This window comes from Microbacterium galbinum, assembly GCF_023101185.1.
Lineage (GTDB): Bacteria > Actinomycetota > Actinomycetes > Actinomycetales > Microbacteriaceae > Microbacterium > Microbacterium galbinum.
The window spans coordinates 3045568-3058791 of the sequence record NZ_CP078077.1 but is presented as its reverse complement, the minus strand read 5'-3'; the positions used below and the strand labels follow the sequence as shown (position 1 = coordinate 3058791).

At 69.7% G+C, this 13224-nt stretch carries 13 protein-coding genes; 12 read left to right on the top strand and 1 reads right to left on the bottom strand.

Annotation, left to right across the window (positions count from 1 at the left end; genetic code table 11):
• Positions 1-44 precede the first annotated feature (44 nt).
• Positions 45-344 (bottom strand): hypothetical protein, encoded by a 300-nt coding sequence (locus tag KV396_RS14800; protein WP_247956189.1) that lies wholly within the window; start codon positions 342-344, stop codon positions 45-47.
• An 87-nt stretch (positions 345-431) separates the two neighbouring features.
• Here KV396_RS14800 and KV396_RS14795 point away from each other — a divergent pair, with 87 nt between their 5' ends.
• The 12 genes from KV396_RS14795 (at position 432) to aroQ (ending at position 13168) form a co-directional block, all read left to right on the top strand.
• Positions 432-1871: a replication-associated recombination protein A gene (locus tag KV396_RS14795; RefSeq protein ID WP_247956188.1), complete on the top strand. Its 1440-nt coding sequence runs from the start codon at positions 432-434 to the stop codon at positions 1869-1871.
• 61 nt (positions 1872-1932) lie between these two features.
• A complete protein-coding gene (locus KV396_RS14790) occupies positions 1933-3240 on the top strand; it encodes an acyltransferase family protein (RefSeq protein WP_247956187.1) in 1308 nt (435 codons plus the stop codon).
• Positions 3241-3390: 150 nt separating this feature from the next.
• Positions 3391-4020, top strand: coding sequence for a 30S ribosomal protein S4 (gene rpsD / locus KV396_RS14785; protein ID WP_247622432.1), 630 nt, complete (start codon positions 3391-3393; stop codon positions 4018-4020).
• Between the two features lie 121 nt (positions 4021-4141).
• Positions 4142-4330, top strand: coding sequence for a hypothetical protein (locus KV396_RS14780; protein WP_247622433.1), 189 nt, complete (start codon positions 4142-4144; stop codon positions 4328-4330).
• A gap of 58 nt (positions 4331-4388) precedes the next feature.
• On the top strand, positions 4389-7049 hold the full coding sequence (gene alaS / locus KV396_RS14775; protein ID WP_247632180.1) for an alanine--tRNA ligase: 2661 nt from the start codon (positions 4389-4391) through the stop codon (positions 7047-7049).
• A complete protein-coding gene (ruvX, locus tag KV396_RS14770) occupies positions 7046-7519 on the top strand; it encodes a Holliday junction resolvase RuvX (RefSeq protein WP_247632181.1) in 474 nt (157 codons plus the stop codon). Before alaS ends, ruvX begins: the two co-directional genes overlap by 4 nt.
• Positions 7520-7521: 2 nt before the next feature.
• A complete protein-coding gene (mltG, locus tag KV396_RS14765; RefSeq protein ID WP_247956186.1) occupies positions 7522-9030 on the top strand; it encodes an endolytic transglycosylase MltG in 1509 nt (502 codons plus the stop codon).
• An 85-nt stretch (positions 9031-9115) separates the two neighbouring features.
• Positions 9116-9847: a shikimate dehydrogenase family protein gene (locus tag KV396_RS14760; protein ID WP_407665537.1), complete on the top strand. Its 732-nt coding sequence runs from the start codon at positions 9116-9118 to the stop codon at positions 9845-9847.
• Between the two features lie 70 nt (positions 9848-9917).
• Positions 9918-11147, top strand: a complete 1230-nt coding sequence (aroC, locus tag KV396_RS14755; RefSeq protein WP_247632184.1) for a chorismate synthase — start codon at positions 9918-9920, stop codon at positions 11145-11147.
• Positions 11131-11649 carry a shikimate kinase gene (locus KV396_RS14750; protein WP_247956184.1) on the top strand — a complete coding sequence of 173 codons (519 nt, stop codon included), beginning with the start codon at positions 11131-11133 and terminating at the stop codon, positions 11647-11649. Before aroC ends, KV396_RS14750 begins: the two co-directional genes overlap by 17 nt.
• Complete coding sequence (gene aroB / locus KV396_RS14745; RefSeq protein ID WP_247956183.1) at positions 11646-12734, top strand: 3-dehydroquinate synthase; 1089 nt, start codon at positions 11646-11648, stop codon at positions 12732-12734. Before KV396_RS14750 ends, aroB begins: the two co-directional genes overlap by 4 nt.
• A complete protein-coding gene (gene aroQ / locus KV396_RS14740; protein WP_247632187.1) occupies positions 12731-13168 on the top strand; it encodes a type II 3-dehydroquinate dehydratase in 438 nt (145 codons plus the stop codon). The genes aroB and aroQ overlap by 4 nt, the downstream gene beginning before the upstream one ends.
• Positions 13169-13224 lie beyond the last annotated feature (56 nt).

Below are 13224 nucleotides of genomic sequence, written 5' to 3'. Positions count from 1 at the left end.
ATGCGATGCGGTGACGTTCCGCTCCGCGTCGGAGCGGGCGCGGATCACTCCGCCGGGGTCTCCTCGGGAGCGGGTGCCTCGGTGGGGGCGGGGGTCTCCACCGGAGCGGTCGGCTCGACGGACGAGGAGGGAGTGGGCGTGGGCTCCGGTGCCGTGACCTGTGCGTGCGCCACCTGGCTCGCGATCGCTGCGAGCACGAGGACCGCGCCACCCACGCCGGCGATCACGTTGTCGCGCACGCGGCGACGGATCTTCTCCTGGTGCTGTGCCGTGCGCGCCGCGTAGACCCGCGCGCGCTCGGCCTGGGTGCGCTCCTGCGCGCTCTTCGAACCGCGTGCCGCCATTGCGTGCTCCTCTCATCGACGCCGCAGGGCGACGTCGTCTCAGAGCATATCGTCGCCGGTGTCGGTGGACCGCATTAGCCTGGAGGGATGACCCCTGCCGCCGCCCTGCTCTCGGGGCAGACACCGCTCGCCGTGCGCATGCGTCCCGTCTCGCTCGACGAGGTGGCCGGTCAGCGGCACCTGCTCCGTTCCGGCTCGCCGATCGTCGCCCTCGCCGACCCCGAGGCATCGTCGCCCGGCGCGGTCTCCATCATCCTCTGGGGGCCTCCCGGTACCGGTAAGACGACGCTCGCGCAGGCCATCGCCCGTTCGTCCGGTCGCCGCTTCGTCGAGCTCTCGGCGATCACGGCGGGTGTGAAGGACGTGCGCGAGGTCATGCAGGAGGCGATCACGCAGCGTGACCTCTACGGTCAGACGACGATCCTGTTCCTCGACGAGATCCACCGCTTCACGAAGGCGCAGCAGGACGCTCTCCTGCCGGGTGTCGAGAACGGCTGGGTGATCCTGATCGCCGCGACGACCGAGAACCCGTCGTTCTCGGTGATCTCGCCGCTGCTCTCGCGATCGCTCCTCCTCACCCTGCAACCTCTCACCGACGACGACATCGGTCTGCTCGTCGATCGCGCCGTCACCGATGCTCGCGGCCTGCACGGCGCGGTGAAGCTCAGCGATGAGGCGCGGGCCGCGCTCATCCGCCTCGCCTCCGGCGACGCGCGCCGTGCCCTCACCGGCCTCGAGGCCGGTGCGGCCGTCGCGCTCTCGCACGGGAGCCCGCCTGACGCGGAAGACGCCGGCGACGACGATGAGGACGCTGAGGACGCCGACGACGACGAAGCCGACGTGGCGAGCGGCGATACCGGGGGAGAAGCCGCCGGTGCGGCATCCGTCGTCCCGGAAGTCTCCGCCGACGACGTCGCGCAGGCCGTCGACCGAGCGCTGTTGCGCTACGACCGTCAGGGAGACGAGCACTACGACGTCATCAGTGCGTTCATCAAGTCGATTCGCGGGTCGGATGCCGATGCGGCGTTGCACTACCTCGCCCGGATGATCGAGGCGGGAGAGGATCCCCGGTTCATCGCTCGGCGGCTCGTGATCTCCGCCTCCGAAGACGTGGGCCTCGCCGATCCGCAGGCGTTGGTGATCGCCGTCGCCGCCGCCGACGCCGTCGCTTTCATCGGGATGCCGGAGGGGCGCATCCCGCTCGCCGAGGCGACCGTGTACCTCGCGACGACGGCCAAGTCGAATGCGGCGTACGCGGGCATCGACGCCGCGATCGCCGACATCCGGAAGGGCGGCTTCGGCCGGGTCCCGCTCCACCTGCGCGACGCGCACTATCCGGGGGCGAAGCGGCTCGGTCATGGCCGCGGCTACGCGTACCCGCACGACAACGAGTTCGGCATCGTGGCCCAGCAGTACCTCCCCGACGAGTTGCAGGGGCGCCGCTACTACGCGCCGAAGGCTCTGGGGGCCGAGCGCGATGTCTCGGCGCGGCTCGAGAAGATCCGCCGCATTCTCGACGGGCGCTGACCCGCAGCCCCCGCGCGCAGCGGACGCCCGCAGCGGACGCCTGACCCTCTACAGTGTGCGGGTGACGCGTTCTCCTCTTCGCATTCCGCCCGATCGTGATCTCTCGATCGACTTCGTCCGCGCGATCTGCCTCCCGGTGGTGGTCGTGCTGCATGCGATCCAGATGGGCATCGAGGGCGATCCGCCCCGTGCCTTCAACGCACTCGCGGAGTGGACGCCGCTGGCTTGGATCACCTGGATCGGGATGATCATGCCCACGTTCTTCATCGCCGGAGGCTTCGCCGGCATCACCACCTGGCGCCGACTCGAGAAGAGAGGGGAGACGGCGGGGGAGTACATCCGCGTCCGAGCCCTCCGACTCGCGCGCCCGGTGTTCCTCGCGATGCTCGGCGTGCTCCTCACCCTCGCGGTGATGGCGGTCTGCGGAGCCGATGCCGAGTTCCTCCGGACCTTCGCGTTCCGGCTCGCCGAGCCGCTCTGGTTCATCGCGGTGTACGCGATCTGCACCTCGTTCGTACCGCTGATGGCCGCGCTGCACCGCCGTGCGGCCTGGACGACGTACTTCACCCTGGCCGCGCTCGTCGTGATCGTCGATCTCGTCTCTCGTTTCGGGGGTCTGCCGATCGGCGCCCTCAATTGGCTCTTCGTCTGGCTCTTCGTGCAGCAACTCGGCTTCGGCGTGCGGGATCAGTGGTACTCGCGCCGTCCGCGGTGGTTGCTCCTGCTGCTGGCCGTCGCCGCCTACGGCCTCATGTGCGTCGCCGTCTTCGGGCTGGGCTACGACCCCGACATGATCGCCAACCTCAACCCGCCGACCGTGCTCCTGCTCCTGCTCGGTCTGGCGCAGGTCTACCTGTTCACGCTCCTTCAGCCGGCGATCCGCGCGCTCATGCGTCTGCGCCCCGCGATCGTGATCATCGGCGCCCTCGGTATGTACGGGATGGTCATCTACCTGTGGCATACGGTCGCGATGGCGATCGTCGTCGGTGCACAGCAGGCGCTGGGGCTGCCGTTCCCGCCGGTACTCACCCCCACATGGTGGATCACACGCATCCCGTGGGCGCTCGCGATCGTGGCGGTGCTCGCCGTGCTCTGCGCGGCCGTCCCCCGGATCGAACGGATCTGGCCGGTCGAGAGGGCGCGCACCATGCCGCTGCCGGCGGCGATCGCGGCGACAGCGCTTCTCGTGGCGGGCGTCGGGTGGGTGCTCACCCAGGGCTATCTCACGCTCGGAACCGCCGTGGCTCTGGCGGCGATCGCACTCGCGATCGCGTGGCTCACCGTCGGCGGGCCCGGTCCGGATCGAGAGTCGGAGCCTCTGGAGGAGGCGGCGGAATCCGGTGCATCGCGGGACGCGCGGCGCCTCTGATAGACTTGAGCGGCTCGAAACCGAGTTTTCGGGCATCTCCTCGTTCACACCACACCTCGACGGCGCCCCGGCGTGCGCCCCGAGGAAGAACGCGGGTGATACGTCCGTGAGTCGCGAGAGACGCGACCACGTCATCGGAAGGACAGCTTCGTGACCACGAAGTCCCAGGACCGCCGCAAGGTGCGTCTGAGCCGTGCCCTCGGCATCGCTCTCACCCCGAAGGCCGCCCGCTACCTCGAGAAGCGTCCCTACGCTCCGGGTGAGCACGGCCGCACCAAGCGCAAGGCTGACAGCGACTACGCCGTCCGTCTGCGTGAGAAGCAGCGTCTGCGCGAGCAGTACGGCATCCGCGAGAAGCAGATGCGCAACACCTTCAACGAAGCCCGCCGCCAGGAGGGTCTGACCGGTGAGAACCTGGTCGAGCTCCTCGAGATGCGTCTCGACGCTCTCGTGCTGCGCGCCGGTTTCGCCCGTACGACGGCGCAGGCCCGCCAGCTCGTCGTGCACCGCCACATCCTCGTCGACGGCCAGCTCGTCGACCGCCCGTCCTTCCGCGTGAAGGCCGGACAGCTCATCCACGTCAAGGCCAAGAGCGAGGGCACCGAGCCCTTCCAGGTGGCAGCAGCCGGCGGTCACGCCGAGGTCCTGCCCCCCGTTCCGGGCTACCTCGAGGTCGAGCTCGACAAGCTCCAGGCCCGCCTGGTCCGTCGTCCGAAGCGCGCCGAGGTCCCCGTGACCTGCGAAGTGCAGCTCGTCGTCGAGTACTACGCGGCTCGCTGAGCCCACAGGGCGCTGATCTCAGCGTTCGAAACGAGAGGCGTCGGGGTGACCCGACGCCTCTCGTCGTTTTTGCATACGATGGAGACACCGCGCCTTCGCGGGTCAAGGCAAGGATGACGACATGAAGAACATGGTGTGGTTCCTGATCGGCGTGATCGGCGGCTTCGTCGCTGCGCATTTCATGAACAAGGACCCCCGCGGGCACGACATCCTCGCCGAGGTCGATGCCAGGATCAACGGCTTCACCGCGCTCATCGGCGACGCGTACCGCGCGCAGGAGGCCCGGCTCACCGAGCCGGAAGACCACTGACCCCTCGCGCAACCGCGCGGAACTTCTCACCTCCGAACAAGGACACCCGGGCACCCCTATGAATTCTGCGGAAATCGCGCAGCGCTATCTCGACTTCTTCGAGAAGAACGACCACGTCATCGTCCCCTCCGCCTCGCTCGTCAGCGACGATCCGTCCCTGATGTTCACGGTCGCGGGCATGGTGCCCTTCGTCCCGTACCTCACGGGCGTCGTGCCGTCGCCGCATCCGCGGATCGCCGACCTGCAGAAGTGCATCCGCACGAACGACATCGAAGAGGTCGGCAAGACCGCCCGTCACGGCACGTTCTTCCAGATGCTCGGCAACTGGTCGTTCGGCGACTACTTCAAAGAGGGCGCGATCCGCTACGCCTGGGAACTCCTCACCAGCAGCGAGGCCGATGGCGGCTTCGCGTTCGACGAGAAGGACCTCTGGGTCACGGTCTACGAGACCGATGACGAGGCCGAGTCGATCTGGCGCGACATCATCGGACTGAAGCCCGAGCGCATCCAGCGCCTCGGACGCGCCGACAACTACTGGAACACGGGTCAGCCCGGCCCGGGTGGCCCCGACTCCGAGATCTTCTTCGACCGGGGACCGGCGTACGGTAAGGACGGCGGCCCCGCGGCCGACGATTCGAGGTTCCTGGAGATCTGGAACCTCGTGTTCATGCAGGACTTCATCGAGAACATCCGCGGAAAGACCGAGTTCGACATCGTGGGCGAGCTCCCGCAGAAGAACATCGACACCGGCATGGGTCTCGAGCGCGTCGCCTTCCTCAAGCAGGGCGTCGAGAACATGTACGAGATCGACCAGGTGCGCCCCGTCCTCGATCGTGCCGTCGAGCTCTCCGGCCGCACCTACGGCAAGGTCCACGAGGACGACGTGCGCTTCCGCGTCATCGCCGACCACGTGCGCTCCTCGCTCATGCTGCTCTCCGACGGCGTGCGTCCGTCGAACGAGGGCCGCGGCTACATCCTCCGTCGCCTCATGCGCCGCACGGTGCGTGCGATGCGGCTGCTCGGCGTCGACGAGCCGGTCTTCCCCGAACTCTTCGCCACCTCGCGCGACGCGATGAAGTCGTCGTACCCCGAGCTCGAGCGCGACTGGTCGACCCTCTCCGCGTCGGCGTTCGCCGAGGAGGAGACCTTCCGTCGCACGCTGGCCCAGGGGTCGACGATCCTCGACCTGGCGCTCGACGAGACCAAGAAGGAGGGCAAGACGGCGCTGAGCGGCCCGGAGGCCTTCCTGCTGCACGACACCTACGGATTCCCGATCGACCTCACGCTCGAGGTCGCCGAGGAAGCCGGGCTCGAGGTCGACCGCGGCGCGTTCGACACGCTCATGCGCGAGCAGCGCGACCGCGCCAAGGCAGACGCTCGCAACCGCAAGCGTCAGCTCGCGGATGTCTCCGTCTACCGGGAGCTGCGCGCTCTCGGCGAGACCGGCTTCGACGGGTACACCGAACTCGAGGTGCAATCCCGCATCCTGGGCATCCTCGTCGACGGGCAGCCGGTGCGCAGCGCATCGGAGGGCCAGATCGCCGAGGTCGTCCTCGCCGAGACGACCCTGTACGCCGAGTCCGGAGGTCAGGTCGCCGACAAGGGAACGATCGTGGGCCCCGGCTTCGAACTCGAAGTGCTCGACGTGCAGCGTCCCGTGCCCGGGCTCATCAGCCACACGGTGCAGGTGAGCACCGGATCGGTCGCCGTCGACGACGCCGCCACCACGGTCGTCGATGCGGCCAACCGTCGCGCGGCCCGTCAGGCGCACTCCGCGACGCACCTCGTGCACGCTGCGCTCCGCGACACGCTCGGTCCGACCGCCACGCAGGCGGGCTCGTTGAACCGCGCCGGCTACATGCGCTTCGATTTCTCCTGGTCGCAGGCGCTGTCGGCCGACACGCGCACCGAGATCGAGGAGATCACGAACCGGGCCGTCCACGACGCCCTCGAGGTCACCACGCGCATCGTCTCGCTCGACGAGGCGAAGGAAGCCGGCGCCATGGCGCTGTTCGGCGAGAAGTACGGCGACGTGGTGCGCATGGTCGACATCGGTGGCCCGTGGTCGCGTGAGCTCTGCGCGGGAACCCACGTCGGCTCCAGCGCCGAGATCGGCCTCGTCAGCCTGGTCGGAGAATCGTCGGTGGGAGCATCCAACCGTCGCATCGAAGCCCTCGTCGGCGTCGACGCCTTCCGTGAGCTCGCTGCCGAGCGTGCGATCGTCTCGCAGCTCACGAGTTCGCTGAAAACGCCGCGCGATCAGCTCGCCGAGCGTATCTCCGACCTCGCTGCGAACCTCAAGGCGGCGGAGAAGCGCATCGCTCAGTTCGAGTCCAAGGAGCGCGCGGGACAGATTCCCGCGATCGCCGACGCGGCGCGCCGGATCGACGCGTTCCACGTCGCCACGGAGTCGCTCGGTGAGCTGGCCTCGGCCGACGATCTGCGCGAACTCGTGCTCGGCGTCCGCGACCGCCTCGGCTCCGACGCCGCGGTCGTCGCACTCGGCGCCGTCGTGAACGGCCGTCCGGTCGTCGTCGTCGCCACCAACGACGCCGCCCGCACAGCGGGTGCGAAGGCGGGAGCGCTCGCGAAGCGCGCCGCCGGAGTGCTCGGCGGAGGCGGCGGCGGGCGTGACGACGTCGCGCAGGGCGGCGGAACGGATGCCGCGGCACTGCCCGCCGCACTCGACGCCATCGTCCAGGAGCTGCACGCAGCGTGAGCGGTTTCCGACGCGGGGTGCGCCTCGGCATCGATGTCGGGCGCGCCCGCGTCGGCGTCGCGCGGTGCGACCCAGACGGAATGCTCGCCGTCCCCGTCGAGACCGTGCCGCGCTCGGAGACCTCGATCGATCGGCTCGTGGAGCTCGCGGCCGAGTACGAGCCGATGGAGTTCGTCGTCGGTCTCCCGGTGAACATGCAGGGCGCGGACACCGCGTCGACGGTGGACGCACGGGAGTTCGCCGCAGCCCTTCGCACGCGCACCGGGGTCCCGGTGCGGCTCGTCGACGAACGCCTCAGCACCGTGTCCGCGCACGCGGCCCTGCGTTCTTCAGGTCGAAATCAGAAGAACTCTCGTAGCATTGTGGATCAGGTCGCCGCGGTGGTGCTGCTGCAGCAGGCGATCGACATGGAGAAGAGCACCGGAAACCCGGCCGGTGCCGCTGTCCCGTCCGACGAGGAGCATCCCTGAACATGTCCGAACGCGATGGCGCGTCCTCCGCGCCCGATGCGAACGAGCCGCTCGGCGATCTCTTCGCGAACCTCCCCGAGCCGACGCAGCAGCATCCGACGGCCGATTACAGCGCCCCGGTGCCCGGCTCCCGGCGCGCCGCCCGTGAGGCCGCGCGCCGAGGCGACGCGTCACCCGAGGCGACTCCCGCCGCCGTGCCCGACGCCGTGGACCCGGTCGGCGCCCCCGTCCCGGCAGTCGAGCCGGCGGTCGACCCGGTGACGTCGGCGGCCGAGCCCGTGCATCCGTCCGCCGAAGAGGTGCGGATCGCGCCGGCAGGCAGGGAGCCGGCACCCGTCGCCGCTCCCACCGCCGAAGCCGTCCAGGGCGAGGCCCCGATCGGCGGAGGCCTCGACGCTCTGTTCGTGGCTCCCGATGACGACCGCGCTCTGGCGAAGGCACCGAAGAAGCGACGTCGCGGATGTCTGATCGCGCTGCTCATCATCCTGGTGATCGTCGGCGGTATCGCCGCCGCCGGCGCCTGGGCGATGAACACCTACGGCGAGCAGATCAACGACGTCATGGGCTGGGGTGAGCCGAAGGACTACGAAGACGGCCAAGCCTCCGGCGAAGCCTTCGTCACGATCAAGGACGGCGATACCGGACGCCCGGTGTCGACGGCACTCTACGAGGCCGGTGTCACCAAGACCGAGGACGTGTTCTACGACTACCTGATCGAGGAGAACATCGCGGTCACCTTCTACCCGGGTGTGTACCGCCTTCAGGAGAAGATGACCGCCGCCGCCGCGCTCGAGGCGTTGCGCAACGAGGACAACAAGCTCGAGAACACGGTGTCGGTGTCGGAGGGCGGCACGATCGAGTCCTCCCTGGCGGCGATGGCCGAGTCGCTCGGTCTGCCGGTGGAGGACTTCGAAGCCGCCGTCGCCGATCCCGCCGCCTACGGCGTCGACGCGCCGAGCCTCGAGGGGTGGCTGTTCCCGGCCGTGTACACCTTCGATCCCGAGGTGACGGCGGCGCAGGTCATCCAGCGCATGGTCGATCGCACACGGGAGGCGTTGACCGAAGCCGGCGTTCCCGATACCGACGCCGAGCGCATCCTGACGATCGCGTCGATCATCCAGCGCGAGGGCCGCACGGCCGACTTCGCGAAGGTGAGCCGCGTGATCGAGAACCGTCTCGACATCGACATGAAGCTGCAGATGGACTCGACGGCCCAGTACGGGTACGGCTCGCTGCACGAGGGCGTCGTGTCGAGCTCGGCCGAGGCTCTGGAAGACGACAACGACTGGAACACCTACGTGCGCACGGGTCTTCCGGTGACTCCGATCGCGAGTCCGAGCTTCGCCGCGATCGATGCCGCGATGCACCCCGAGGACGGTCCCTGGCTGTACTTCGTCACGATCGATCTGTCGACGGGCGAGACGCAGTTCTCGGAGACGTACGAGGAGCACCAGGCCGGCATCGAGAAGTGGCGCGAATGGTGCCGGGCGAATCCGGATGCCGGCTGCTGACGCTCGTTCCCCCCACCGGCTCGCGGTGTGGGGGGATCCGATCGCGCATTCGAAGTCTCCGGCGCTCCACGCCGCGGCCTATCGTGTGCTCGGGCTGGACTGGGAGTACGACCGCCGCCGCGTGAGCGCCGACGACCTGCCGTCGGCGCTGTCCGGGCTCGACGGATCGTGGCGTGGACTCTCGCTCACGATGCCCCTCAAGGAACAGGCGTTCAGGGCCGCGGCGGTGCGCGATCGCCATGCGACGCTCACGGGAGCCGTGAACACGCTCCTGCTCGACGGCGGGCCGGCGGGGTTCAACACCGACGTCGGGGGGATCGTCGACGCCCTGGCCGATGACGGGATGCGGGCGGCGAGCACCGTGCGCATCCTCGGTGCCGGGGCGACGGCGGCATCCGCCCTGGTCGCTGCGGCGGAGATCGGTGCCGAGCGGGCGGAGATCCGCGCGCGACGGCCGGATCGCGCTGCGGCACTGGTCGATCTCGGCGGCAGTCTCGGCGTGACCGTCTCCGTCGCCTCGTTCGATTCGCCTCCCACCCCGGTGGATCTGACGGTCGCGACGCTTCCGTCGGGTACGTCTCTTCCCGCAGACGTCGCCCTGCCTTTGGCGGGTGGCGGGGGAGTGCTCTTCGATGCCGCCTACGCGCCCTGGCCATCGGCGCTGGCGGCGGTGTGGAGCGACGCACCCGTCGTGTCGGGCCTCGGGATGCTGCTCCATCAGGCGATCCGTCAGATCCGCGTCTTCCTGCACGGTGACCCGGCGCACGTGCTCGACGACGAGGCATCCGTCCTGGCCGCGATGCGCGCCGCTCTCTGACTCCGCGCGCTCTGTGACACGTCGCTGAAACGCGGACGGCGGGCGCGGCCGCGCATGGGAGACTAGAGGAATGCTCCGCGTGCTGACGGCCGGCGAATCGCACGGCCCCGAACTCATCGCCATCATGGAGGGCCTTCCCTCCGGTGTCCCGATCTCCTCCGAGGCGATCCAGGCCGACCTCCAGCGTCGCAAACTCGGCTACGGGCGCGGCTCGCGCATGAAGTTCGAGCAGGACGAGCTGAGCATCTCCGGCGGCGTCCGCCACGGCAGGACCCTGGGGAGCCCGATCGCGCTGCGCATCGGCAACACCGAGTGGCCGAAGTGGACCGAGGTCATGAACCCCGAGCCCGCCGAGCTCACCGACAAGTCCCGCGGCCGCGGCGCCCCGCTCACGCGCCCCCGCCCGGGTCACGCCGACCTCGTGGGCATGCAGAAGTACGACTTCGACGAGGCCCGCCCGATCCTCGAGCGTGCGAGTGCTCGGGAGACCGCCGCCCGCGTCGCGCTGGGTGCCGTCGCCCGTTCCTTCCTCAGCGAGCTCGGCATCCGTCTCGTGAGCCACACCCTCTCGATCGGACCGGTCGCCGTGCCGGCGGATTCACCGCTGCCGACGCCGGACGACGTCGACGCCCTCGACGCCGATCCGCTCCGGTGCTTCGACGCGACCACCTCCGCGCTGATGGTCGCCGAGGTCGACGATGCGAAGAAGGACGGTGACACCCTCGGCGGCATCGTCGAGGTGCTCGCCTACGGCCTCCCGCCGGGGCTCGGCTCGCACGTGCACTGGGACCGCCGGCTCGATGCCCGCCTCGCGCAGGCGCTCATGAGCATCCAGGCCATCAAGGGGGTCGAGGTCGGCGACGGATTCGAGACGACACGTCGTCGCGGCTCGGCCGCCCACGACGAGCTTTTCGCGACCGACGGCGGCATCACCCGCGGCTCCGACCGTGCCGGCGGAACCGAGGGCGGGATGTCGACCGGCACCGTGCTGCGCGTGCGCGCCGGCATGAAGCCGATCGCCACGGTGCCGCATGCGCTGCGCACGATCGACATCGCGACCGGCGACGACGCGACGGCCCACCACCAGCGCTCCGACGTGTGCGCCGTCCCCGCGGCGGGCGTCGTGGCCGAGGCGATGGTCGCCATCGAACTCGCCCGGGCCGTGCTCGAGAAGTTCGGCGGCGACAGCGTCGGCGAGACCCGTCGCAACCTTGAGGGATACCTCGCGGCGATCCCGGCGGAGTTGCGCACCGCGCCGGCATCCGAGGCCGCGCTGCTCGCGCATGACGAACAGCACTGATCCGCTCACACTGGTGCTCGTCGGTCCCATGGCTGCGGGCAAGACCAGTGTGGGGCGGCGTGTCGCACGCCGCCTGGGCGTGCCGTTCATCGACACCGACAAGCGCATCGTCGCCGCCCACGGCCAGATCCCCGTGATCTTCGCCGAGTACGGCGAGGGTCACTTCCGCGAGCTGGAGCGGCTCGCGGTCGCCGACGCGCTCGCGGAGGGCGGTGTGATCTCCCTCGGCGGCGGCGCCGTGACGGATGCCGGGACCCGCGCGCTGCTGGGCGCGCATCCCGTGGTCTTCCTCACGGTGAGTCCCGAGGCGGTCGCGGATCGGATCCGCGGAGCCGGGCGCCCGCTGCTCGAGTCGGAGGATCCCCTGGAGCGATGGACCTCGATCTTCGAGGCGCGCCGGGACTGGTACGAAGAAGTGGCCACGGCGACGTTCGACACGTCGCGCCGGCCGATGCAGAAGATCGCAGACGAGATCGTCACCTGGAGGAGAGAGCAGCGATGACCACCACGACCATCAGCGTCACCGGAGACGATGCCTACGACATCGTGATCGGTCGGGACATCCTCGACCGCGTGTCGGAGGCGCTGACGCCCACGGTGCGCAAGATTCTCGTGGTGCACCCTCCGACGCTCGCCGCGCGGGCGGCCGAACTGCGCGACAGACTCCTCGCGGACACCGAGAACGGTCCGCGCGAGGTTCTGCTCGCAGAGATTCCGGATGCCGAGCAGGGCAAGCGCATCGAGGTGGCGGCCTTCTGCTGGCAGGTGATGGGTCAGGCGGACTTCACGCGCACGGATGCCGTGATCGGCTACGGCGGGGGAGCGGTGACCGACCTGGCCGGTTTCGTGGCCGCGACCTGGCTGCGCGGCATCCAGCTCGTGCAGGTGCCCACCACCGTCCTCGGTCTCGTCGACGCCTCCGTCGGGGGCAAGACCGGGATCAACACCGCGGAGGGCAAGAACCTCGTCGGGGCGTTCTGGGCGCCGCGTGCGGTGATCGGCGACCTGGACGAGCTGCGCAGCCTCAGCGCCAACGAGGCGACGGCCGGGTTCGCCGAGGTCGTGAAGGCCGGCTTCATCTGGGCACCGGAGATCCTCGACATCGTCGAGGCGGATCCCGCACGCGCCGTGGATCCGGCCTCGGACGAGTTCCGCCGCGCCGTCGAGCTCGCGATCGAGATGAAGGCCGCCGTCGTCTCGGAGGACTTCCGAGAGGCCGGGCAGCGCGAGATCCTCAACTACGGCCACACGCTCGGACACGCCATCGAGCATGCCGAGCGATACCGCTGGCGCCACGGCGCGGCGATCTCGGTGGGGATGCTCTTCGCCGCCGAGCTCTCGCGTCTCGCCGGGCGCCTGTCCGACGAGACGGCGCTGCGCCACCGCGCGGTTCTCGAGTCGCTCGGTCTCCCGACCTCGTACCGCGCGGGCGCCTGGCCGCAACTCCTGGCCACGATGCAGCGCGACAAGAAGAGCCGCGGCGGAATGCTCCGCTTCATCCTGCTCGACGACATCGCCAAGCCGACCGTTCTCCAGGCTCCCGACGAGTCGCTGCTCTTCGCCGCCTACCAGGAGGTCGGCGCGTGAGCGCTCGGATTCTGCTGGTCAACGGCCCCAACCTCAATCTGCTCGGCACGCGCGAGCCCGAGGTCTACGGCACGGCGACGCTCTCCGACGTCGAGCGTCTCACGACCGATGCCGCCGCCGCCGCGGGCTACGAGATCCGGGCGATCCAGAGCAATCACGAGGGCGTCCTGATCGATGCGATCCAGGCCGCCCGCGAGGACTGCGCCGCGATCGTGATCAACCCCGGCGGGCTCACCCACACGTCCGTGGCGCTGCGTGACGCATTGACCGGGATCGCCCTGCCCTTCGCCGAGGTGCACATCTCGGACGTGCACGCGCGCGAGGAGTTCCGCCACCATTCCTACCTCGAAGACGTCGCCGCCGTGCGGGTGATCGGGCGCGGCGTGGAGGGGTACGCCGAGGCCGTGCGACGGCTCACCGCCCTCATCCCGTAGAATCTACTGTCGGCCGGGTCCGCGCCCTGCGAGGGCGGCCGCGAAAACCACACAGG